Genomic DNA, 21,291 nt, shown 5'->3' with positions numbered 1-21,291 from the left:
ATTACTCCCGACTGATGAATTTGCCCGTGACTCACGCCGGACAGGACGCAAGGTGGTACTGATAGCAAAGTCGAACACCCGTACAAAGGGGGCCGTGCGCAAGGTTGCGTGTATCCTCGTCCTGGGGCTGGCGGCGCTCTCCACCGTCTCCTGCACCAGCAGCATGGATCTGTTCGATAGCGCCCAGAAGCCCGATCGTTCGATCTCCACGGGGTCCGTGGCTGACACACGGTCCGAAACCACGCTTTCCGACGAAGCAACGGTGCGCAACGCCGTATCCTCTGCAGACCTCGCCAAGGTGGGCAATGCGCCGCTGCCGTGGGCGAATGCGGCCACCGGCAGCGCCGGTGTGGTCTCGACGATCACCGAAGCGCGCAAGGCCAACCACGTCTGCCGCGACTTCACCACGACGCGCCATTCCTACGAGGGGATCGCGATGTTTTCCGGCCAGGCCTGCCTGACTGGCAGCGGCGACTGGTTACTGACAGCTTTCGATCGTCAGTAGACCTTTAACCCTGACCGACACCAACTCGATCTCCGTAACCACTGATTCAGGACTCTGCTGGTAGCCTTCGGGCAAATGGGGTTTTCCGGGTTCGAGGAACCGGCAGACTCCATTGGCGTTCTAGACGAATATCGGGGCCGATCAACGGACCCAACCAGTTGAACCGGTGGTCAATCATGCGCGATCCCTATTCTGTCCTTGGTGTCCAGCGCACTGCCGATGCCGACGAAATCAAGTCGGCATGGCGGTCGAAGGCGAAATCGATCCATCCTGATCACAATCAGGACGATCCGACGGCCACGAGCCGGTTCGCGGAAGTCGGTCGCGCCTATGACGTGCTGAAGGATCCGGAACGGCGCCGTCGCTATGACCGGGCGGCCGATGCTCACCAGACGATCCTGCAGCAGCGTCAGGCCGCGCGAGAGGCAGCCGAACGCGCCGCCGCTTCCCGGGCAAATGCGGAAAAGGTCATGGAAGAGCTTGCACGGGCAAATGCCCAGCGTGCGCAGGCAGCGGCCAAGGCCCAGGCAAAAGCAGAAGCGGGCGCTGCTGGCGAGCCCGCGGAGGACATGGTCGAGCGTATCTTCGGCGCCGCCGGTGATCCAAAAGCCAAGACTGCGGGTCCAACGCCGGGACCATCGTCCGGTTCGCAGCAGAATGCATATCAGGCAGCACCTGGCGCGGAGGCCGGCGAGCATCCGTCCGCCGAGGACAATGTTGCGCCGGAACCCGAGGTGGAGCCGCAGCCGCTGGCCGTTCAGGCAGTCGACCTCATCGCTTCTCTGGTGCGCCGGATCCGCGGCGTCCCCTCCGGACTGGAGAAAGCTCCCGACCATTCCGTCGTAGCCGTCGCCACCCTCGACGACCTTTTGAAGCTGAACTGGCTCACGATCACGTTGCCCGAGGATCGGGAAGTGCGTCTTCCGCTGGAAGCCGGGATGACCGACGGCCACACCGCCCGGCTGAAGGGACAAGGCCTGAAAGTTCAGGGCATGCAGCGCGGCGATCTTCTGGTCACCATGCGGATCAAAAAGGACAGCCGCTTCCGCGTCGATGGCTTCGATCTTCACACCGTTCTTCCGATCGCGCTGGAAGATGCCGTGCTCGGTACGGAGCGTGACATCGAGACGCCGGAAGGCGTGCGAAAGGTTACCATCCCCCCTTGGTCCGGTTCCGACCGCACCATCGAGCTGGAGGGGATGGGGCTGCACAATGAGGAGGGCGGCCGCGGCAATTTCATCGTCGAAATCCGCGTGCTGCTTCACGAGAAGCCCGACGAGAAGATCACCGACCTCATGCGCCACATGCGCGAAGGCCTGTACATCTAAAACCCGCGAGCGGCCAAGCACCCATTGTTACGACGCCTTACATGAGATGATCCGCGCCAACTTGAACGGTTCTCCAGCCTATGCGATAGGCAACCTTCATTTCAGCAGGCGAATTCGGTCTCAGAGGGCATAGTATGGTTCAGGCTTCCGGCCTCATGGCAGGCAAACGCGGCGTCATCATGGGCGTTGCCAACAATCGGTCGATCGCTTGGGGCATCGCCAAAGCCATTCATGCCCACGGCGGTGAAATCGCTCTGACCTATCAGGGCGAAGCTCTGAAGCGCCGCGTCGAACCGCTGGCGGCCGAGATCGGTGCCATTGTAGCGGGCGACTGTGACGTCGGTGATGAAGCCAGCATCGATGCGGCCTTCGCCGAGATCGAGAAGATCTGGGGCAAGATCGACTTCCTGGTGCATGCCATCGGCTTTTCCGACAAGGACGAACTGACCGGCCGCTACGTCGACACCTCTGCCGAGAACTTCGACAAGACCATGCGGATCTCTGTCTATTCCTTCACGTCGGTTGCCCGTCGCGCCGAGAAGCTGATGACCGATGGCGGCTCGATGCTGACGCTCACCTATTACGGTGCCGAGAAGGTGATGCCGAACTACAACGTCATGGGCGTCGCCAAGGCGGCACTGGAGGCGAGCGTCAAATATCTTGCCGTCGACCTCGGCCCAAAGAACATTCGCGTCAATGCCATTTCGGCAGGTCCCATCAAGACGCTGGCCGCCTCCGGAATCGGCGATTTCCGCTATATCCTCAAGTGGAACGAATACAACGCGCCGCTGCGCCGCACGGTGAGCATCGAGGACGTGGGCGATGTCGGGCTGTACATGCTTTCCGATCTGTCGCGTTCCGTGACCGGCGAGATCCATCACGCCGACAGCGGCTACCACGTGGTCGGCATGAAGGCCGTCGACGCTCCCGACATCTCCGTCGTCAAGGACTGATCTCAAGGACGGCTGCCGTGCTCATCTACATGATCCGACACGGCCAGACGGACTGGAATGCAGAAGGCCGACTGCAGGGCCAGCAGGACATACCGCTGAACGAGATCGGTCGTGCCCAAGCGACCCGCAACGGTGAAACGCTGATCAGGTCTGCGGGACGCGAAGTTGCCGAATTCGACTTCGTGTCCAGTCCCCTCTCCCGCACGCGCGAAACCATGGAGCGCGTTCGCGATGCCATGGGCCTTGCACCCACCGACTACCGCATCGACGAGCGCCTGGTCGAACTGTCCTTCGGGGACTGGGAGGGGCAGACGCTCTACGAGGTAGGGCGTGTGGCACCCGAACGGCTTCTGGCCCGGATCGAGCAGAAGTGGAGTTTTATCCCGCCTGGGACGAGTGCCGAAAGTTACGAGATCCTGTCATGGCGCGTCGGCGCCTGGCTGCAGTCGGTTTCCCGTCCAACCGTCTGCGTCACTCATGGCGGCATCGTGCGATCGATGTTCCGGCTGGTCGGCAAAAGTTCCGAAGACGAAGCAGCGACGATGGACGTGCCGCAGGACAAGATCCTGAAGGCAGATACCGGCGCAGGGACGCTCGACTGGTTTTGACCGACCAAACGTCGTGGACGCTACTGGATGATCTCCAGATCGTCGACCATGCGGCTGCCATCCACCTCGGTGTAGAAGACGACAACCTTCACCCCTGATTCCAGCCCTTCGAAATTGAATTCCTCAGGCACCTTGTAGGTCTTGCCGTCGTCCAGCGTCAGCGTCAGATCGTTGACGTTCACGCCATCAATGGTTGCCTCGATGTCGGAACTCTGCGCGAAACCGCTAAGCGGCGACAACAGGCTGGCGGTGGCAAGCAGGGCAGCAATCAGGAAGCGCATGAGCGGTACTTTCGAAGGGGTCTTCGGAGTGTTTCGACGGTGCAAGGATAGCCTCCTGATTGTGGCGAAAATCGCCCGCGCTCATGACATTTTCGGTACAAGTATGGACCGCATCATCCACTTCGATCCAGCGCCCGCGGGTACTTCTCCACGAGATTATCCGGCAATGTCGGGTGCGATCCGCCTGCGGGCTTGCTTAAATAGCCAAAGCTTATCGCAATCGGACATTAACCCGCCGGTGCTAGATCTAGCCACATGGGGTTCCAACGGGCCGGGGGCGGATGGATCATAGAGGCTTGCGACCGCTCGCGACGCGTCTCAATAAGGCGTTCAAACACATCCACATCCCTGTCGCGGCGGTGACCGCGACCGCGATGGCGGTGATTGCCGTCGGAATCGTTCTGGATCAGCGGCATCAACAGAGATACCAGCAGGACCTCCGCAACCAGACCGAGCAAGCCGCGGCAGCGATTGCCCGCCGTCTCGCCACGACCATCGAACTGGATATCGCTGGAGCTCAGCGGCTCAGCCACTTGCTCGGCGGACCGGCCGAGGGCTCCGCGGAGATCCTTCACAGTTTTGCGAAACAGGAACTGGCCAAGAACCGCCGCCTGATCGGCTTCGGTCTTGCGCCGGGCTTCAAGCTGGAGCGGGTTCTGAGTCGCGCGCCGGACCCCGGATCGAAGACCGCTGGCCCGGCAGAACAGCTTTCTGACATCATCAAGGCGCCGCTCGCTCTCAAAAAGCTGACGCTGATGAGCAATCCGGGCATGGACTTCCTGACCCTTATCCAGCCGGACGACCCGAAGGCCGGTGCCGACCCTGCGGGTGCGGTGCTGGTCCTGATCGACAAGAAACAACTGATGATGGATGTCGGGTTCGGACCATCCTCGGCGGTTCCTCAACGGCCGGCGTTCGACTGGTTGAAGATATCGATCCGCGACATCCGGGAGATGAAGGATCAATTCTTCTTCGGAGACAGCGGGCTCGATTACCTCGCGCCTGTGACCTGGAGCCTCTCCGTTGCCGATGCCACCTGGCAGATTCACGCTGTTCCAGTAGCCGGCTGGACCATGTCGGCCGCCGACCAGATGCAATATCGCTTTTCACTCGCCCTCGGCGGGCTTGCACTGATCATCCCGATCCTCATGGCAAGCCTGCTGATCGGCGAGCGCAACCGCAATATCGCCGCGCTGAAGGTGCGCGAGGCCAATCTGCTGGAGTTGTCGCAGCGCTTCAGCCTGGCCATGGAAGCGTCCAAGATCGGTGTCTGGGAAGTGATCGGCGACGGGCAGCACCTGTTCTGGGACGACCGGGCGGCTGCCCTGCACGGGTGCACGGGGAACGGCCTCGAAAACCGACTTGAGGAATGGCTGGACGCCATCTATCCGGAAGACCGGGCTTCGGCGGAAGCCCATTTCTTCACCTGCATCTGCGCCGAGCACACCTGCAGCGAAACCTATCGCATTGCCACGGCAGACGGGGCAGTCCGCCATGTTCGCTCGGCCGGCGCAAGCTACCGCAACCCGGATGGAAGCATGCGAACAGCGGGCATCGTCTGGGATGTCACCTCCGATGCGATGATGACGCAGACACTGCGGCAGGCCAAGCAGGTGAGCGACATCAAGAACGCCGAACTGGAACTTGCGCTCGACGAGCTTTCACGGCGCGAGCAGGAGCTGGAGGAGCTTTCCAACAAGCTCGACCTTGCGCTTGCATCGTACAACTGCGGGATCTGGGAGTTCGATCTCACCCGAAATATCGAACGCTGGGACGAACGGATGTGCCAGCTCTACGGCCTCCCCTACACCGACGGCATCATCTCCAAGGAGCAATGGCTGACCTTCATCCATCCCGACGACCGGAAGGCGGCGCTGGACGTATCTTCGCGGCTTCAGAACCGCGACATGAACGATGTCCTGCTGGTCCGCGTCCTGCAGGCTGACGGCAGCCTGCGTTATGTCCGTTCCGTTGGCCAGATGCAGACTGACCGATACGGCAACAACAAGATTGTCGGGATTGCCTTCGACGTTACGGAGGATGCGTTGCTGACGGCCGAGCTGACGTCCGCAAAGGCGGAGTCGGACGCAAAGAACGTGGAACTCGAAATCGCCAAGAGCCATATCGAGCACAATGCCCTGCACGATCCGCTCACTTCGCTAGCCAACCGGCGCAAGCTGGACGTGGAGCTTGACGGGATCTCGCGCGGGAGCCGCGACGAGCGCCAGACCTTTGCTATCCTCCACCTCGACCTCGATCGCTTCAAGCAGATCAACGACACGCTCGGCCACGCTGCCGGCGATGCGATGCTGGTGCACGCCGCCAACGTTCTGTCCCGGACGGTCCGGCAAACGGACATTGTCGCCAGGATCGGAGGCGATGAATTCGTGATCGTCGCCAGAGGCACCAACAGCCAGGGGGAGATGGCGCAGCTCGCCAACCGCATCATTACCGAACTGCGCCAGCCGATCGATTTCGAAGGCTTCGAGTGCCGTTGCGGCGTCTCCATCGGCATTGCCATGGCAAGCGGCCTCAACATCGATGCGCGCCGCATCCTCGTCAATGCGGACATGGCCCTCTACCGCGCCAAGGCGATGGGACGCAACCGCCACGAGTTCTTCACCCAGAACCTGCAGGCCGAGATCATCAGCCACAAGCGTACAGCCGACGAATTGCTGGCAGGCATCGAACGGCAGGAATTCGTGACCTGGTACCAGCCGCAGTTTGACGCCATAACGACCGAACTGACGGGAGTCGAGGCGCTGGTGCGATGGCAGCACCCGCATCACGGGATTCTGGCGCCGGACCGCTTCCTGAAGATCGCCGAAGACCTCAACGTCACCTCGGTTCTCGACCACATCGTGCTGGAGACCGTTCTGCGCGACAAGCATCGGTGGGCCCAGATGGGGCTTCACGTGCCGAAGGTCTCGGTCAACGTCTCCTCTCGCCGCCTGCACGACCAATCCCTTGTGGAGGTCCTGACCAACCTCGACATTCCACCAAACCAGATCTCGTTTGAACTGGTGGAATCGATCTTCCTGGATGAGCACGAGGACATCGCGGCGACGAACCTCAAGCAGATCAAGGCGCTCGGCATCGACATCGAGATCGACGATTTCGGCACCGGCCACACCTCCATCGTCAGCTTGCTGAAGCTGAAGCCGAAGCGGCTGAAGATCGACCGCCAGTTGGTGATGCCGATCCTGCATTCGCCGCAGGAACGTGCCCTCGTCCGCTCGATCATCGACATCGCCCGGTCGCTCGGTGTCGAGACCATCGCCGAAGGCGTCGAGACGATGCAGCATGCAGCCCTGCTGCGGGAACTGGGATGCGATCTGCTGCAGGGCTACGCCTTTGCACGGCCCCTTCCCTTCACCGACTTCACGACGATGGCGCTCGCCAACTGGACGAAGGCGGCGGCCTGACGGCTTGAAGAAGGGCTTGTCGCTTGATGCCGTTGCCCTTAAGAAACCCGCGTCGGGGTTGAGCACCAGCTACCCCTCCACGATTGGTCCGTCATGTCTCACAACACCTTTGGCCATCTCTTCCGCGTCACCACATGGGGCGAAAGCCATGGGCCTTCGCTCGGCTGCGTCGTCGACGGCTGCCCTCCGGGTATCCGGCTGACGCTTTCCGAAATCCAGAGCTGGATGGATAAGCGCAAGCCCGGGCAGTCGCGTTTCGTGACGCAGCGGCGCGAGGACGATGTGGTGAAGATCCTGTCGGGCGTGATGCTCGACGAGGACGGCGAGACGATGATCACGACGGGCACGCCGATCTCCATGCTGATCGAGAACACCGACCAGCGCTCCAAGGACTACGGCGACATTGCCCGCCGCTACCGGCCAGGGCACGCGGACTTCACCTACGACCTGAAATACGGCATCCGCGACTATCGCGGTGGCGGGCGCTCCTCGGCGCGCGAGACGGCAGCGCGCGTCGCCGCCGGCGCAGTCGCCCGCAAGGTGCTGCCGGACCTCGTGGTGCGCGGTGCGCTGGTGCAGATCGGCAAGCACAAGATCAACCGCGCCAACTGGAACTGGGACCAGGTCAACGAAAACCCGTTCTTTGCACCCGATCCGCAGATCGTGCCCGTCTGGGAGGACTATCTCGACAGCATCCGCAAGTCCGGATCGTCGATCGGCGCCGTCATCGAGGTTGTCGCAGAAAATGTGCCTGCGGGTCTCGGCGCGCCGATCTACGGCAAGCTCGACCAGGACATTGCGTCGCTCCTGATGTCAATCAACGCCGTCAAGGGCGTAGAGATCGGCGAGGGCTTTGCGTCGGCCGAACTCTCCGGCGAGGAAAATGCCGACGAGATGCGGATGGGCAACGACGGCGTGCCGCTGTTTCTCTCCAACCATGCCGGCGGCATCCTCGGCGGCATCTCCACCGGCCAGCCGGTCGTCGCGCGCTTTGCCATCAAGCCGACTTCTTCGATCCTGACCGAGCGGCAGTCGATCGATGCCGACGGCAACAATGTCGAGGTGCGCACCAAGGGCCGTCACGACCCCTGCGTCGGCATCCGCGCCGTGCCGATCGGCGAGGCCATGGTGGCCTGCGCCATCGTCGACCATTACCTCCGGGACCGGGGCCAGACCGGCCGGCTGCGATAAGGAATTTCTGCATGGCCTATGATCAGAAGCGCATCGTCGATGCCATCCGCGCCTTCGAAGCCGGCGAGATCGTCGTCGTGACCGATGATGACGACCGCGAGAACGAGGGCGACCTGATCGTCGCCGCCGTTCACTGCACGGCCGAGAAGATGGCCTTCATCGTTCGCCACACCTCGGGTATCGTCTGCGCGCCGATGCCGCGCGAAGAAGCCAAGCGGCTGAACCTCAACGCCATGGTGGCGGAGAACGACAGCGCCCATACGACCGCCTTTACCGTCACCGTCGACTTCAAGCACGGCACGACGACCGGCATCTCCGCCGACGACCGGACACTCACCGTCCGCAACCTCGCCAATCCGAACGCCGGTCCCGCCGACTTCGTGCGTCCGGGCCACATCTTCCCGCTGATCGCCCGCGAGGGCGGCGTCTTGATGCGGTCAGGCCATACGGAAGCGGCCGTCGACCTCTGCAAGCTTGCCGGCCTGCCGCCGGTCGGCGTGATCTGCGAACTGGTCAACGACAATGGCTCGGTCATGCGCGGCGCGCAGGTGGCAACCTTTGCCGAGACCCACGGGCTGAAGCAGGTCTCTGTTGCCGACCTGATCGCCTACCGGCAGCGCAAGGAGACGCTGATCGAGCTGCAGTCGAAGTTCGAGGTCGAGACGCCCTATGGCAAGGCGAAGGGCCATGCCTATTCCCTGCCCTGGGACCCGATGCAGCATGTGGCCGTGATCTTCGGCGATATCCGCGACGGCGTCGACATTCCCGTCCGGCTGCACCTGGAGAACGTCGCCGACGACGTCTTCGGCGTTCGCCGGTCGCTCGACACCTACATGCAGAAGATTTCCGAAGAAGGCCGCGGCCTGATCATCTACCTGCGCGAGGGTTCCGTCGGCGTCGGCCAAAAGGATCACGGACGCCGGCACCGGCATGACGAGGAGGTGCACGAGCAGGCGAAGGAACGCGACAGCGAATGGCTGGAGATCGGCCTTGGCGCACAAATCCTGAAGGATCTCGGCATCAGCTCGATCAAGCTGCTGACCCGCAGCGAACGCCACTACGTCGGCCTCGAGGGTTTCGGGATCCGGATCGCGGAAACGGTGATCTGCTGAGAACCTATCAGCCGTCGACCGGTCCATCGACGGCCGGTACCGGCTCCCCGCTCCAGGTCAGACGGTAGACATCCCCCTGCCGCACCGACTGCACCGCCGCCGGCCGCAGCACGGCAAAGCAGGTGCCGCCGGCGTGGCGGACGGACGGGTAGACAATGCCGTTCAGTCCCTGGGCACGGGCCCGGTCGGCCAGCAGGTTGCCCACCGGATATCCGGTCTGGATGTCCGGGGCCAGCGCTGCGTGATCCGGCCGCGCCTCCAGATCGAGGAACTCCCCCGACAGGCTGCAGAACATCTCGGCGTATTCGACCACAGCTTCGAACTCGCCGGTCCGGGCCAGAAACTCGGTCATGTGGAAGGTGATCTCGGCAAGACAGGTCTCGACCGCCAGCGCCGCGTACCAGGCGCCACGGTTTTCTCCGTTGAAGCGGCCCGGCTCGTGCGGCTTGGCGTAGGCGAAGCTTGCATTGATGAAATGCGCGTGCGGCACGTCGTAGACCAGTTCCTGCGCGGAAAGGCCGGAGATTCCGGTCGTCTGCGCCATCGTCCGGCTGCTTGTCGCGCCTTCGATCTCGGCCAGTTGCGCCAGTTCGTCCTCGTTATCGACGAGAGGCGCCAGAACGGGTGCGCGCAGCCGCGCCGTCGAGACCAGCCGCACCGTCTTCGGATGGGCGACGGTGACTACCGGAATGCCATCGATGTCCAACTACAGTCCTCCGCGAACCGCATCGACGTAGCGGCGAACATCGAGCATCAGCGGTATGCCTCCATCGATCATGGCGGCGACCGGGCTGCGGCCCTGAAAGATCGGGCCGGAATTGGCCAAGAGCAGCCAGCGGTCTGCCATGGCATCGGCAAACAACAGATGCAGGCCCTTGTAGATGCCGGTGAGGATCGAGATGCGGGTCATCTGGTCCTGGGTCAGCGACCGGGCCCGGTCCTGCGACTTCAGGCGCTCCCATGTGCTGACGGAGACGCCGAGAAGGGCTGCGGCCTGACCGGCGGTCAGTCCCCATTGCTCCACGAGACTGCGATAGGCCTTGAGGGCCGTCCCTGCGAGGCGGTCGCGATCATCCTCCGCCGCAAATCCCTGACGCGGTGCGGACACCGTTTGCACAAGTACCAATGGATCGGCCATCAATTGCCTCCGTCATCTGACTGGTATTACATACGTCATTTGACGAGATAATTCCAGTCCGCGCTGGAAATGGGCACTAGCCGCGCCATCCCTCCAGAAAGTTGAGCCGCTCGACACCGGCAAATTTCGCCACCCGCAACAGCTCGGCTTCGAGCTTCTCCAGCCGGCCGCTGGAGGCGCGCACGCCCGGCTCCAGCCAGAGCCGGCGGACATCGAGGCTGCCGGCCTTGCGGTCGGCCTTCATGTCGATGCGGCCGATCATGCGGTCACCCTCGATCAGCGGGAAGACGTAGTAGCCGTATTGCCGCTTCGGCTCGGGCACGAAGATCTCGATCCTGTAGCTGAAATCGAACAGCCGTTCGGCGCGGTTGCGGTCGCGCAGCAGCGGGTCGAAGGGGCTGAGCACCCGCACCCGTGCCGGCGGTTCCGGAATATCGCCGAGATGCGTCGGGAAGCCTTCGAAGGCAAAGGCCGCGCGGGGGCGGCCGCCTTTGGCGTTCTCAACAGTGACCTCCGTCAGCTCCGCACGATGGGTGTCGACCCAGTCCTTTGCCTCCTGCGGGGTGACGAGCGCCCAGAAGGCGGCAATTTCGCCGTGGGTGGCAAAGCCCAGCCGCTGGAGGGCGCCGCGGCAGGCCCAGTCGACGAATTCCTCATGATCGACCTCCGGCGCATAGTGATGGGCCGGCAGCACGCGTTCGGTCAGGTCGTAGATCTTCTGGAAGTTGACCCGGCCGGCGATCGCCAGCTTTCCCGTATGCCAGTAGTATTCCAGTGCCGTCTTGTTGGGATGCCAGTTCCACCAGCCGCCGGACCTGTGCTCCTCGGCCTTCATCTCGCGCGACATGATCGGACCGCCCTCCGCGATTCGCCGGTAGGTCTCTTCGAAAGCACTATCGAAGTCCTCGCCGTGCCATTTGCGCCAGCGCTCGCCGATCACCGCCTCGCGCCTGACGAAGCGGTGCTTCCAGTAGCGGAAGAAGGCGGCCGGAATGATCGACGCGTCGTGCGTCCAGTGCTCGAAGAGTTCGCCGTCCTTTTCCAGGAGCTGCTGCAGATGCTCGCGACGGTAGGTCTGGCTGCGGGAAAACAGGATCATCTGATGAGCGCGGTCGACGGTCGCGATACTGTCGATCTGCACGAAGCCGAGCTTGTCGATCAGTGCCAGCAATCCTGCCTTGTCGAGGCTGCGAGACGGCGGCAAGGAAAGGCCCTGCCGTTCCAGAAAGATTTTTCGCGCCTGCTCGTTGCTCAGAAGAATCGTCATGCGCCAAAGACTAGGCGGAAGATGGGACAACAGCAATGTTCACGATCCGTTTTGCATTCCCCTCCCCGCGCATCCGGTTTATAGCAGCCGTCGACGAATGAGGGGCAGGCGTGGATATCCGTTTTGAACAGGCCGGCGCGCGCTTTGAGGGGCGCCTGGCGGTGGAGCCGCTGACGATATCGCTAACGGAGCGGCGGATCGGCATCATCGGGCTGAACGGCTCCGGCAAGACGACGTTTGCCCGGATGATCAACGGGCTGGTGACGCCGAGCACGGGCCGTGTCACCGTCAACGGCGTCGATACCGTCGATGATCCCGAGACGGTGCGCAGTCAGGTGGGCTTCATCTTCCAGAACCCGCAGAACCAGATCATCCTGCCGATCCTGCGCGAGGACATTGCACTGGGACTGAAGAGCCGGCGACTGCCGGCGGCAGCGGTGGAAGCGGCCGTTCAAGGCATCCTCGGCCGGTTCGACATCGGGCATCTGGCAGGACGGCGGGCCCACGAGCTTTCCGGCGGGGAGTTGCAGCTTGCGGCGCTCGCCTCCGTGCTGGTGACGGAACCGCAGATCGTCATCCTCGACGAACCGACCAACCAGCTCGACCTGAAGAACCGGGCTCTCGTCGAGGCGACGCTTGGCGGCCTCGACGAGAGCGTGATCGTCATCAGCCACGACCTGGCGCTGATTGCCGATTTTGACCGCGTGCTGCTGTTTCACGAGGGGCGGCTTCTGGCGGACGGGCTGCCTTCGGAGGTGATCGCGCGTTATCGGGAGGTCGCGGCGGCATGAATTCTCTCTACGTCGAGGGCGACAGCTTGCTGCACCGGCTGCCGCCGGGCCTGAAGCTGCTGCTGCTGCTGGCGGTGAGCCTTGCCCTCTTCCTCACCCGATCGCCGATTCACCTCGGATGTGCCGCGGCTGCCGGGGTGCTTCTCTACGCGTCGCTCGGCATCGGCTGGCGGCAGAGCTGGCTGCGGCTGCGGCCGATCCTGCTGACGATCGCGATCGTGGCGCTGGCGACACTGCTGCTGGAATCGGTGGAAGACGGGATCGTCGCGCTCTTGCGCCTGACGACGCTGATGCTGGTGGCGGCGGCCGTCACCGCGACGACGCCCGTCGGCGCCTTCATCGATGCCGTGACCCGTGCGGCCCTGCCGCTCGAGAAGCTGGGACTGGTGAGGGCTTCGGACATCGGACTTTCCGTCGGTCTTGTCATCCGCTTCGTTCCGGAGGTCATTTCCCGCTATCAGGCGCTTCGCACGGCGCACCAGGCACGTGGCCTGAAGGTAAGGCCGACGACGATGATCATCCCGCTGATCATCCAGACGCTGAAGTCCGCCGACGAGATCGCCGCGGCGATTGACGCGCGCGGCATACGCGGGCAAGAACGCCCGCACAAACTCTAGGAGCATACCCATGTCGACACGCGACCTCGTCCTTGCCGCCCTCTTTGCCGCCATCATCGTGGCCCTCGGGCTTCTGCCGCCGATCATGCTCGGCTTCATCCCGGTGCCGATCACGGCGCAGTCGATGGGCGTGATGCTGGCAGGCGTCATCCTCGGTGCCCGCCGCGGCACGGTGGCGGTCCTCCTCGTTCTGCTGCTGGCGGCGATCGGCCTGCCCGTGCTGTCAGGCGGTCGTGGTGGTCTGGCCGTCTTTGCAGCGCCAACGACCGGCTATCTGATCGGCTGGGTGTTTGCGGCCTTCGTCACCGGTACGCTGGCCGAGCGCCTGGTCCGCCCGTCGCAGGGCGCACTGGCGCAAGGCCTCGGCTTCTTTGCCGCCGCCGTCGCCGGCGGGGTTGTGGTGCTCTACGCGTTCGGCATCACCTATCTGGCGGTCGTCACCGGCATCGATTTCGGCAAAGCCTTCCTCGGCTCCATGGCCTTCATCCCGGGCGACCTGATCAAGGCCGCCGTCGCAGCGCTTGCGGCGCGTGCCGTGATGGCCGGCTACCCGCTCCTGCCGGCAAGAGCCTGATCACCGGACCGGCTCGATCTCGATCTCGGTTGCGGCATACCAGTCGGCGACGGTGCGGATTTCCGCATCCGTCAGCCCGGCGGCGATCTCCGACATCACCGGGTGCTGCCGCTTGCCGCCGCGAAATGCCTTGAGCTGGGTGGCGATGTAGATCGCGTTCTCGCCGGCGAGATGGGGCGCATCCTCGATGACCGCCAGGCCGTCTGCCCCATGACAGGAGACGCAGGCCTCCGGCGGCGCCGCTCCGGCGGGGCCGGGCGGCGGACGGGCCATCACCGTCTGCGCCGCATACCATGCGGAGAGATCGGCGATCTCCTGGTCGTCAAGCCCCTTGGCCACCACCGTCATCATCTCGTGGGTCCGCGTCCCGTCGCGAAAGGCGGTGAGCTGGTGGCTCAGGTAGGCCGCGCTCTCGCCGCCGATATGCGGGGCGATCGGAATGCGCGCTTTCCCCTCCAGTCCATGACAGGTCCGGCACATGCCGGCCTTGTCGCGACCGGCCGCGGGATCCCCCACCACTGTCTGCGCCAGTGCAGAGGATGGCAGGACGCCCTGGGCGAGGAGAACCCCGCCCAGGGCAAAAAGCCAGCGACCGCGCATCAGCTGCCCTCGTACCAGATGCGGTAGAGGGCGCCGGCCAGGTCGTCGGAGACCAGCAGCGAACCGTCTCGCAGCTGTGCCACGTCTACCGGGCGACCCAGGTATTCGCCGTTCTCGTCGATCCAGCCATGGGCGAAGGGTTCACTGGTGGCTTTGCCCTCCTCGTCGATGTAGGTCACCATGACGCGGGCACCGACCGGCGTGGTGCGGTTCCACGAGCCGTGCTGGGCCGAGAAGATCGCGTTGCGATATTTGGCGGGGAACATGCTGCCGGTGTAGAAGGTCATGCCGAGATCGGCGGCATGGGCATCCATCTCGACCGCCGGCATGACCGCCTCGACCGGCACTTCCTGGCCCTCGTATTCCACGGTTCGCACCGACCCGCCGCCATACCAGGGATGCCCGAAATTCTGGCCTGCCGCGGTCTGGCGGTTGATCTCGCCGGGCGGTATGTCATCGCCCATGCCATCCACCTGGTTGTCGGTGAACCACAGCTCGCCGGTCTCCGGATGAAAATCGTGACCCACGGAGTTGCGGATGCCGCGAGTGAAGACCTCGCGGCCTGTCCCGTCGGTGTTGATGCGAATGATGCCGCCGATGCCCCACTTGTTAAATTCGTCCAGGCTTTCGGCAGGCGCCACGTTGAACGGCTGGCCAAGCGATATGTAGACCTTGCCATCCGGCCCCACCTTGCAGACGCGGGCGGTGTGGTTGAAGCTCTCGTGCTCGGGTGGGATCAGCTCGCCCTGCTTGATCAGGTTGAAGGCTGCCACATCCGGGCTCTCGTAGAAGAACTCGGCGGCCGGGAACAGCAGGACACGGTTCTGCTCGGCGATGTAGAGAAAGCCGTCCTTGGAGAAGCACGGGCCATTGGGGATCGAGAAGGTCAGCGACGGCGCGAAGTCCTTCACCTCGTCGGCGACGCGGTCCTTGTTGCGGTCGGTGACGGCCCAGACCTTGTCCTTGCGGGTGCCGACGAAGGTGACTATCCCCTGCGGCCCGACCGCCATGTGGCGGGCATCGGGTACGACCGCATAGAGCGCGATCTTGAAGCCTGGCGGCAGCTCGATCCGCTCCAGGTTCTTCTTGATCCCGTCGGCGTACTCGCCTTTCTGTTCGATCATTGTGAATTGCGTCGTGCCGGTGGACTGGAAATTCGACAGCTTCTCAAGGTTGTCTGGCACGGCAGGCGTTTGCGCGTGAGCAAGGCTCGTCGCAAGGGCGAGCACTGCCACGGATGACAGCAGGTGTTTCATGATTTCCTCCCAGATTATTTGATTCGTCATGCGCATGCGAACGTCACGCGTTGAGGCGTGCCGGAATGCATTCTTGTCATGTCGTCTTAATCAGGATGCGGTGGCGCAGGTGCCTCCCAACACGCGCCACCTGAGCAGTTTAGGGACCGAATTCTTCGCGTGTCAATTCGAGATTTCGTTGCGGCTATCCGGAAGACGGGCGTGCCGACGCGCCAGGCGGACGGCCTGGTCGCATTTGCCCGCAGCGAGAGCTTCAAGATCTCAATCGAGGAACTGGTAGAGCCAGTCGCGCAGGTCTTCGGGGAGCTTCACCGGCTCCTGCTTTTCCCTGTCGCAGGCGGCCCAGACGATTTCGGCTTCCGCCACCTCGTCGTTGCCGCGCCTCATGCGCACGATGAAGCCGGCAGACTTGACGCCGATCTTGCTGACATGAACGTCCATGCGCACGAGGTCGCCGAGGCGAAGAGCGGCATGGAAGGTGCAAGTGACCTTGCCTACGGTGAAATGTGGATCGTCCTCGGAGGCGGGCCGCCTGGCCCAGAAGGTCGCAAGCGCCTCCTCGGCGCGGTGGACGTAGACGGCCCGGAACATCTCCCCGTGCATGTCCACGTCGCGGAACGGCACTTCGAACTCCAGAAATCCTACAGGCTCTTTATCCACGCTACCTCCAGCACCACCCTCATTCATGTAAGCCCATTCCTTCCGGCTTCACAAGCGCGGGTACAGCCGCAGCTTGAAAAGCCCGGCGATCTGCGCCATGTCGTGGCAAACGGAGACGCCCGCCGATGTCCACCCGCCTCTACGAACACGATATCTTCCTGGAGCACCGCACGCCGGAAGGACATCCGGAACGGGCCGATCGCCTCCGCTCGCTGGCGATCGCCCTGCAGCATCCCAACTTCGACAAGCTCGACCGGAAAAAGGCCCCGCAAGCAAACGAGGATGCGGTGCTGCTGGCCCATCCCGAGGAACACCTGTTTTCCGTCATGCGCGAAATCCCGGAAGACGACGAGATCCGGCAGATCGAGGCCGATACCTATGTGGGGCCGAAGAGTCTGCAGGCGGCACTGACGGGGATCGGCGGGGCGATGGCCGCCGTCGACGACGTCTTCACCGGCCAGGCCGACAATGTCTTCGTGGCCGCACGACCGCCGGGACACCATGCGGAAAAGTCGAAGGCGATGGGTTTTTGCCTGTTCAACAACGCCGCGATCGCCGCCCGCCACGCGCAGCAGACCTATGGCGTCGAGCGGGTCGCGATCGTCGACTGGGACGTGCACCACGGCAATGGCACACAGGACATCTTCTGGGACGACCCTTCCGTGCTGTTCTGCTCGACCCACCAGATGCCGCTCTACCCCTGGACCGGGGCGCGCGACGAGACCGGGATCAAGAACAACATCGTCAATGCGCCGCTGGAGGCCAATTCCGCCAGCGAGCATTTCCGCGAGGCCTTCAAGACCCGCGTCCTGCCGGCCCTGGAGAACTTCCGCCCGGACTTCCTGATCATTTCGGCGGGCTTCGACGCCCACCACCGCGATCCGCTGGCGCAGATCAATCTGGTCGGCGATGATTTCGACTGGGCGACGGGCCGGCTGATGGAGATCGCCGGCAAGTATTCCGGCAACAGGCTTATCAGCCTGCTGGAGGGCGGATATGATCTGGAGGGTCTCGCCGAATCGGCAGGGCTGCACATTTGCCGACTGATGAAGGGCTGAAGATGACCGAAACCACCGAAACCCTCGATGTCAGCAGCTACACGTTCGAGAAGGCCGTCGCGGAGCTCGAGAGCATTGTCGCCCGGCTGGAACGCGGCGACGTGGCGCTCGACGAGTCGATTGCCATCTACGAGCGCGGCGAGGCCCTGAAGAAGCACTGCGAGAAACTGCTGACGGCCGCCGAGAACCGCATCGAGAAGATCCGCCTCGACCGCACCGGCAAGCCGCAGGGCGTCGAGCCGCTCGACGGTGACGAACCCCTACGATAGTTTAAGCTTTCAGCATCTTTGCCCGCCTGTCGCCACAAAGCGATTGACGGGCACAGCCCTCCTCCCCATGATAGCGTATCTGAGTGATTGCTTTTGGGAGGAACAATCGTGAAATCAAACAAATTCAAATTCATGCTCGCCGCCACGCTGGCCGTCTCCGCAACCTTTGCGGCGACCGGCACGCGGGCGCAGGAATTCATCAATGTGCTGACGGGCGGCACGTCCGGCGTCTATTATCCGCTCGGCGTTGCACTCTCGGAAATCTACGGCGAGAAGATCGAGGGCTCGCGCACCCAGGTGCAGGCGACCAAGGCCTCCGTGGAAAACCTCAACCTGCTGCAGGCAGGCCGCGGCGAGATCGGCTTCTCGCTCGGCGATTCCGTGCAGATGGCATGGGAAGGTGATACCGAGGCTGGCTTCCCCGGCAAGCTCGACAAGCTGCGTGGCATTGCCGGCATCTATCCGAACTACATCCAGATCGTCGCCAGCCAGGAGTCCGGCGTCAAGACGCTGGCCGACCTGAAGGGCAAGAGCCTCTCAGTCGGCGCGCCGAAGTCCGGCACCGAGATCAATGCGCGCGCCATCTTCGAAGCCGCCGGCATGTCCTACGATGACCTCGGCAAGACGGAATATCTGCCGTTCGCCGAATCCGTCGAGCTGATCAAGAACCGCCAGCTCGACGCGACCCTGCAGTCGGCCGGCCTCGGCGTCGCCTCGATCCGCGACCTTGCCACATCCCTGCCCATCACCGTCGTCGCCGTTCCGGCCGCGGAAGTGGAAAAGATCGGCGCGCCCTATCTGCCGGTCGTGATCCCCGCCGGCACCTATGACGGACAGACGGAAGACGTGCAGACCGCAGCCGTCGGCAACTTCCTGATCACCCATGAGGGCGTGCCGGAAGAAACCGTCTACCAGATGACCAAGCTGCTCTTCGAAAACCTCGACCGCCTGGCCGCATCGCATGCCGCCGCCAAGTCCATCGATCCGAAGAAGGCGCTGGACGGCATGCCCGTGCCGCTGCATCCGGGCGCCGAGCGCTACTACAAGGAAATGGGCCTGATGCAGTAATCCTGCATCCCCTTTCCATCCCCGCGGACGTGAAACACGCCGCGGGGATTTGTATTTGCAGAGACAGGTCGAGGGACGAATGAGCGATCTCGCAGCAGTGGAAACCAAGCCCATCCCTCAGTCGGCGGAGGAAGCCCTCGAGGGCCTCCCGGCGGGCTTTGGCGATGGCATCGGCGGCAAGATCGCCTTCTGGATCGCCTTCACCTTTTCTCTCTTCCAGCTCTGGACGGCCGCCTACGGCACGCTGCCGAGCCAGGTGGTGCGGGCCATGCACGTCGGCTTCCTGCTGCTGCTCGGCTTTGCGCTGATCGGCAATCTGGTGGCGAAGACCCGACCCGGACAGCTGTGGTTCTGGGCGCTCGGGATCACCGGCTTCCTCACCGGCATCTACAACTGGGTGTTCTACGAACAGCTGATCCTGCGCAGCGGCTTTCATACGGCGCTCGACCTGACGGTCGCGACGGTGATGATCGTGCTGGTGTTCGAGGCAGCCCGGCGGCTGATGGGCCTGCCGCTCACGACGATCGCGGCGATCTTCCTGATCTATTGCTTCTTCGGCCAGTATTTCCCGGCGCCCTTCATCCACCGCGGCTACGACTTCGAGCTGATCATCGAACACTTCGGTTTCGGCACCGAGGGTATCTACGGCACGCCGATCTATGTCTCGGCCGCCTATATCTTCATCTTCGTCGTCTTCGCCGCCTTCCTCGAACGGGCCGGCATGCTGGCCCTGTTCAACGATTTCGCGCTCGGCCTCGTCGGCACCTGGCGCGGCGGCCCCGCGCAGGTCTGCGTCCTTTCCTCGGCGCTGATGGGCACGATTTCGGGCTCGGGCGTCGCCAATGTGGTGGCCAGCGGCCAGTTCACCATTCCGCTGATGAAACGTTTCGGCTTCCGCTCCGCCTTTGCCGGCGGCGTCGAGGCGACCTCCTCCATGGGCGGACAGATCATGCCGCCGGTGATGGGGGCCGTCGCCTTCATCATGGCGGAGACGCTGAACCTGCCCTATGCGGACATCGTCAAGGCGGCGCTCATTCCGGCCATTCTCTACTTCGGCGTCTGCTTCTGGACCGTCTATCTGGAAGCCGGCAAGGCCGGCTTGAGCGGAATGAGCAAGGCTGAGCTTCCCAATCCATGGCATGCCGTCAAGGAACACTGGCCGCTGATCCTGCCGCTTGCAGCGCTCGTCTACCTGCTGTTTGCCGGCTATACGCCGATCTTCGCCGGCACGATGGGACTGGCGCTCGTCGTCGTCCTGATCCTCGGCATGCCAATTGCCGCGCGCATCGGACCCTTTGCCTTCCGCGTGGTCTTCTGGGTGGCGCTCGGTCTTGCGGCGGCGTCCTTCCTGGAGTTCGGGGTGGACCTGCTGCTGTTCGTCATCCTCGGGCTGATCGCCGCCTGCTTCTTCGTCAAGGGCGGCCGCGAGACGCTCGGCATCTGCCGTGACGCCATGGCCGAAGGCGCCAAGAACGCGCTGCCCGTCGGCATCGCCTGCGCCATCGTCGGCATCGTCATCGGCACGCTGACGCTGACCGGCATCGCCTCGACCTTCATCGGCTTCATCATCCGCGTCGGCGAGGACAGCCTGTTCCTGTCGCTCGTGCTGACAATGATCACCTGCCTGATCCTCGGCATGGGCATTCCGACGATCCCCAACTACATCATCACCTCGTCGCTCGCTGGACCCGCGCTCCTGGAGCTCGGGGTGCCGCTCCTCGTCAGCCACATGTTCGTCTTCTACTTCGGCATCATGGCCGACCTGACACCACCGGTGGCGCTCGCCTGTTTTGCGGCGGCGCCGATGGCGAAAACCTCCGGACTGAAGATATCGATACAGGCGACGAAGCTTGCGCTGGCGGGCTTCATCGTGCCGTTCATGGCCGTCTACACGCCGGCGCTCATGCTGCAGGACGCCGGGCCGATCGCCGCCGCCTGGGGGTATCCGGTGGAGGTGGCCTATGTGTTCGCCAAGGCCTGCTTCGGCATCGCGCTCGGGGGCGCGGCCGTCGTCGGCTTCCTGTTCGCGCCGCTGGCGCTCTGGGAGCGGCTGCTCGCCTTTGCCGCCGGCGCCTGCACCATCATCGCACTGCCGCTGACGGACGAGATCGGCTGGGCGCTCGGCATCACCATCGTGGCGCAACACTGGTACCGGTCGCGGCGGAGCAACCGGGTCGCCGCTGCACCATGAGTGCCGGCGTCGCCCTCTGCCTTCTCTCCGCAGGCAAGACGACGATGTTTGCCGCCTCGCTCTTCACCCTCTCCTGGACCCATTCGGTGCAGAAGACGGAATGGCGGGAGGAATGGTCGGTCACGCCGGCCGGCCTGCAACTGACGCAGGCCTCCGTCAAAGGCTCGGGCGCCGGGATGGAACCCGGCCCAGATGCCGTCTTGCAGGACGGCTGGTGGACATGGCAGCCATCTCTCCCGGTGCAGCCTCGCCTCAGTCTGGCCGCGTCCGGCGCCACCGGCGGTGGCTGGACGCTCTGTGCCGGGTCGGACTGTCGTGAGATCGGCGCAGAGGTGGGCGAGACCGCCGTCCTCGGTCCGTGTCCGGGGTAGTCCACAGGGCTCCAGCGTCTTTGCAGCC

Annotated in this window: 22 protein-coding genes; 15 read left to right on the top strand and 7 right to left on the bottom strand. The window is 63.6% G+C overall.

The window, feature by feature from the left end; all coding sequences use genetic code 11:
- Nucleotides 1–52: 52 nt before the first annotated feature.
- From M1E10_RS12285 to M1E10_RS12270, 4 genes are all read left to right on the top strand, one after another.
- Nucleotides 53–505 carry an RT0821/Lpp0805 family surface protein gene (locus M1E10_RS12285; RefSeq protein ID WP_499176698.1) on the top strand — a complete coding sequence of 151 codons (453 nt, stop codon included), beginning with the start codon at nucleotides 53–55 and terminating at the stop codon, nucleotides 503–505.
- Nucleotides 506–681: 176 nt separating this feature from the next.
- Entirely contained in the window at nucleotides 682–1,833 is a 1,152-nt protein-coding gene (locus tag M1E10_RS12280; RefSeq protein ID WP_499176697.1) for a DnaJ C-terminal domain-containing protein, read from the top strand.
- A gap of 134 nt (nucleotides 1,834–1,967) precedes the next feature.
- Nucleotides 1,968–2,786, top strand: a complete 819-nt coding sequence (gene fabI / locus M1E10_RS12275) for an enoyl-[acyl-carrier-protein] reductase FabI (RefSeq protein WP_499176696.1) — start codon at nucleotides 1,968–1,970, stop codon at nucleotides 2,784–2,786.
- Nucleotides 2,787–2,803: 17 nt separating this feature from the next.
- Entirely contained in the window at nucleotides 2,804–3,394 is a 591-nt protein-coding gene (locus M1E10_RS12270) for a histidine phosphatase family protein (RefSeq protein ID WP_499176695.1), read from the top strand.
- A 20-nt stretch (nucleotides 3,395–3,414) separates the two neighbouring features.
- Here M1E10_RS12270 and M1E10_RS12265 read toward each other — a convergent pair whose 3' ends face one another.
- Nucleotides 3,415–3,675 (bottom strand): DUF1344 domain-containing protein, encoded by a 261-nt coding sequence (locus M1E10_RS12265; protein ID WP_499177161.1) that lies wholly within the window; start codon nucleotides 3,673–3,675, stop codon nucleotides 3,415–3,417.
- Nucleotides 3,676–3,971: 296 nt separating this feature from the next.
- On the opposite strand from M1E10_RS12265, the gene M1E10_RS12260 reads away from it, so the two are divergent.
- From M1E10_RS12260 to ribB, 3 genes are all read left to right on the top strand, one after another.
- A complete protein-coding gene (locus M1E10_RS12260) occupies nucleotides 3,972–7,100 on the top strand; it encodes a bifunctional diguanylate cyclase/phosphodiesterase (protein WP_499176694.1) in 3,129 nt (1,042 codons plus the stop codon).
- Nucleotides 7,101–7,193: 93 nt separating this feature from the next.
- The gene (gene aroC, locus M1E10_RS12255) at nucleotides 7,194–8,291 is read left to right on the top strand and encodes a chorismate synthase (RefSeq protein ID WP_499176693.1); all 1,098 of its coding nucleotides are present in this window, start codon (nucleotides 7,194–7,196) and stop codon (nucleotides 8,289–8,291) included.
- Between the two features lie 11 nt (nucleotides 8,292–8,302).
- Complete coding sequence (ribB, locus tag M1E10_RS12250; protein ID WP_499176692.1) at nucleotides 8,303–9,403, top strand: bifunctional 3,4-dihydroxy-2-butanone-4-phosphate synthase/GTP cyclohydrolase II; 1,101 nt, start codon at nucleotides 8,303–8,305, stop codon at nucleotides 9,401–9,403.
- 7 nt (nucleotides 9,404–9,410) lie between these two features.
- On the opposite strand, the gene M1E10_RS12245 is transcribed toward ribB, so the two are convergent.
- The 3 genes from M1E10_RS12245 to M1E10_RS12235 form a co-directional block, all read right to left on the bottom strand.
- Nucleotides 9,411–10,109 carry an RES family NAD+ phosphorylase gene (locus M1E10_RS12245; protein WP_499176691.1) on the bottom strand — a complete coding sequence of 233 codons (699 nt, stop codon included), beginning with the start codon at nucleotides 10,107–10,109 and terminating at the stop codon, nucleotides 9,411–9,413.
- The gene (locus tag M1E10_RS12240) at nucleotides 10,110–10,541 is read right to left on the bottom strand and encodes an antitoxin Xre-like helix-turn-helix domain-containing protein (RefSeq protein ID WP_499176689.1); all 432 of its coding nucleotides are present in this window, start codon (nucleotides 10,539–10,541) and stop codon (nucleotides 10,110–10,112) included.
- 76 nt (nucleotides 10,542–10,617) lie between these two features.
- A complete protein-coding gene (locus tag M1E10_RS12235) occupies nucleotides 10,618–11,808 on the bottom strand; it encodes a winged helix-turn-helix domain-containing protein (RefSeq protein ID WP_499176687.1) in 1,191 nt (396 codons plus the stop codon).
- A gap of 110 nt (nucleotides 11,809–11,918) precedes the next feature.
- On the opposite strand from M1E10_RS12235, the gene M1E10_RS12230 reads away from it, so the two are divergent.
- From M1E10_RS12230 to M1E10_RS12220, 3 genes are read left to right on the top strand one after another with little or no spacing between them, the layout of a single operon-like run.
- Complete coding sequence (locus tag M1E10_RS12230) at nucleotides 11,919–12,599, top strand: energy-coupling factor ABC transporter ATP-binding protein (RefSeq protein ID WP_499176686.1); 681 nt, start codon at nucleotides 11,919–11,921, stop codon at nucleotides 12,597–12,599.
- Nucleotides 12,596–13,216 carry an energy-coupling factor transporter transmembrane component T family protein gene (locus M1E10_RS12225; RefSeq protein ID WP_499176685.1) on the top strand — a complete coding sequence of 207 codons (621 nt, stop codon included), beginning with the start codon at nucleotides 12,596–12,598 and terminating at the stop codon, nucleotides 13,214–13,216. Before M1E10_RS12230 ends, M1E10_RS12225 begins: the two co-directional genes overlap by 4 nt.
- A gap of 10 nt (nucleotides 13,217–13,226) precedes the next feature.
- Nucleotides 13,227–13,790 (top strand): biotin transporter BioY, encoded by a 564-nt coding sequence (locus M1E10_RS12220; RefSeq protein WP_499176684.1) that lies wholly within the window; start codon nucleotides 13,227–13,229, stop codon nucleotides 13,788–13,790.
- On the opposite strand, the gene M1E10_RS12215 is transcribed toward M1E10_RS12220, so the two are convergent.
- The 3 genes from M1E10_RS12215 to M1E10_RS12205 all read right to left on the bottom strand — a co-directional run bounded on the left by M1E10_RS12215 (nucleotide 13,791) and on the right by M1E10_RS12205 (nucleotide 16,306).
- The gene (locus tag M1E10_RS12215; RefSeq protein ID WP_499176682.1) at nucleotides 13,791–14,390 is read right to left on the bottom strand and encodes a c-type cytochrome; all 600 of its coding nucleotides are present in this window, start codon (nucleotides 14,388–14,390) and stop codon (nucleotides 13,791–13,793) included.
- Nucleotides 14,390–15,646, bottom strand: a complete 1,257-nt coding sequence (locus tag M1E10_RS12210) for a PQQ-dependent sugar dehydrogenase (RefSeq protein WP_499176680.1) — start codon at nucleotides 15,644–15,646, stop codon at nucleotides 14,390–14,392. Before M1E10_RS12210 ends, M1E10_RS12215 begins: the two co-directional genes overlap by 1 nt.
- Before the next feature lie 261 nt (nucleotides 15,647–15,907).
- A complete protein-coding gene (locus M1E10_RS12205) occupies nucleotides 15,908–16,306 on the bottom strand; it encodes an acyl-CoA thioesterase (RefSeq protein WP_499176679.1) in 399 nt (132 codons plus the stop codon).
- 125 nt (nucleotides 16,307–16,431) lie between these two features.
- Here M1E10_RS12205 and M1E10_RS12200 point away from each other — a divergent pair, with 125 nt between their 5' ends.
- From M1E10_RS12200 to M1E10_RS12180, 5 genes are all read left to right on the top strand, one after another.
- Nucleotides 16,432–17,364, top strand: coding sequence for a histone deacetylase family protein (locus M1E10_RS12200; RefSeq protein ID WP_499176677.1), 933 nt, complete (start codon nucleotides 16,432–16,434; stop codon nucleotides 17,362–17,364).
- 2 nt (nucleotides 17,365–17,366) lie between these two features.
- Nucleotides 17,367–17,633, top strand: coding sequence for an exodeoxyribonuclease VII small subunit (locus tag M1E10_RS12195; protein ID WP_499176676.1), 267 nt, complete (start codon nucleotides 17,367–17,369; stop codon nucleotides 17,631–17,633).
- A 132-nt stretch (nucleotides 17,634–17,765) separates the two neighbouring features.
- The gene (locus tag M1E10_RS12190; protein ID WP_499177160.1) at nucleotides 17,766–18,701 is read left to right on the top strand and encodes a TAXI family TRAP transporter solute-binding subunit; all 936 of its coding nucleotides are present in this window, start codon (nucleotides 17,766–17,768) and stop codon (nucleotides 18,699–18,701) included.
- A 79-nt stretch (nucleotides 18,702–18,780) separates the two neighbouring features.
- A complete protein-coding gene (locus M1E10_RS12185; RefSeq protein WP_499176674.1) occupies nucleotides 18,781–20,892 on the top strand; it encodes a TRAP transporter permease in 2,112 nt (703 codons plus the stop codon).
- Nucleotides 20,889–21,263: a DUF1850 domain-containing protein gene (locus tag M1E10_RS12180; protein WP_499176673.1), complete on the top strand. Its 375-nt coding sequence runs from the start codon at nucleotides 20,889–20,891 to the stop codon at nucleotides 21,261–21,263. Before M1E10_RS12185 ends, M1E10_RS12180 begins: the two co-directional genes overlap by 4 nt.
- Nucleotides 21,264–21,291 lie beyond the last annotated feature (28 nt).

The organism is Rhizobium sp. PK7-22, assembly GCF_056530405.1.
The sequence above is the reverse complement of the archived record's forward strand: the minus strand, read 5'-3'. Positions and strand labels throughout refer to the sequence as shown.

What these genes read in the sequence shown, in the direction of transcription:
- M1E10_RS12215 (WP_499176682.1), bottom strand. Translation starts at nt 14,390, where the DNA reads ATGCGCGGTCGCTGGCTTTTTGCCCTGGGCGGGGTTCTCCTCGCCCAG.
- M1E10_RS12240 (WP_499176689.1), bottom strand. Translation starts at nt 10,541, where the DNA reads ATGGCCGATCCATTGGTACTTGTGCAAACGGTGTCCGCACCGCGTCAG.
- M1E10_RS12190 (WP_499177160.1), top strand. Translation starts at nt 17,766, where the DNA reads ATGCTCGCCGCCACGCTGGCCGTCTCCGCAACCTTTGCGGCGACCGGC.
- aroC (WP_499176693.1), top strand. Translation starts at nt 7,194, where the DNA reads ATGTCTCACAACACCTTTGGCCATCTCTTCCGCGTCACCACATGGGGC.
- M1E10_RS12200 (WP_499176677.1), top strand. Translation starts at nt 16,432, where the DNA reads ATGTCCACCCGCCTCTACGAACACGATATCTTCCTGGAGCACCGCACG.
- M1E10_RS12235 (WP_499176687.1), bottom strand. Translation starts at nt 11,808, where the DNA reads ATGACGATTCTTCTGAGCAACGAGCAGGCGCGAAAAATCTTTCTGGAA.
- M1E10_RS12220 (WP_499176684.1), top strand. Translation starts at nt 13,227, where the DNA reads ATGTCGACACGCGACCTCGTCCTTGCCGCCCTCTTTGCCGCCATCATC.
- M1E10_RS12185 (WP_499176674.1), top strand. Translation starts at nt 18,781, where the DNA reads ATGAGCGATCTCGCAGCAGTGGAAACCAAGCCCATCCCTCAGTCGGCG.
- M1E10_RS12210 (WP_499176680.1), bottom strand. Translation starts at nt 15,646, where the DNA reads ATGAAACACCTGCTGTCATCCGTGGCAGTGCTCGCCCTTGCGACGAGC.
- fabI (WP_499176696.1), top strand. Translation starts at nt 1,968, where the DNA reads ATGGTTCAGGCTTCCGGCCTCATGGCAGGCAAACGCGGCGTCATCATG.
- ribB (WP_499176692.1), top strand. Translation starts at nt 8,303, where the DNA reads ATGGCCTATGATCAGAAGCGCATCGTCGATGCCATCCGCGCCTTCGAA.
- M1E10_RS12265 (WP_499177161.1), bottom strand. Translation starts at nt 3,675, where the DNA reads ATGCGCTTCCTGATTGCTGCCCTGCTTGCCACCGCCAGCCTGTTGTCG.
- M1E10_RS12195 (WP_499176676.1), top strand. Translation starts at nt 17,367, where the DNA reads ATGACCGAAACCACCGAAACCCTCGATGTCAGCAGCTACACGTTCGAG.
- M1E10_RS12180 (WP_499176673.1), top strand. Translation starts at nt 20,889, where the DNA reads ATGAGTGCCGGCGTCGCCCTCTGCCTTCTCTCCGCAGGCAAGACGACG.
- M1E10_RS12280 (WP_499176697.1), top strand. Translation starts at nt 682, where the DNA reads ATGCGCGATCCCTATTCTGTCCTTGGTGTCCAGCGCACTGCCGATGCC.
- M1E10_RS12225 (WP_499176685.1), top strand. Translation starts at nt 12,596, where the DNA reads ATGAATTCTCTCTACGTCGAGGGCGACAGCTTGCTGCACCGGCTGCCG.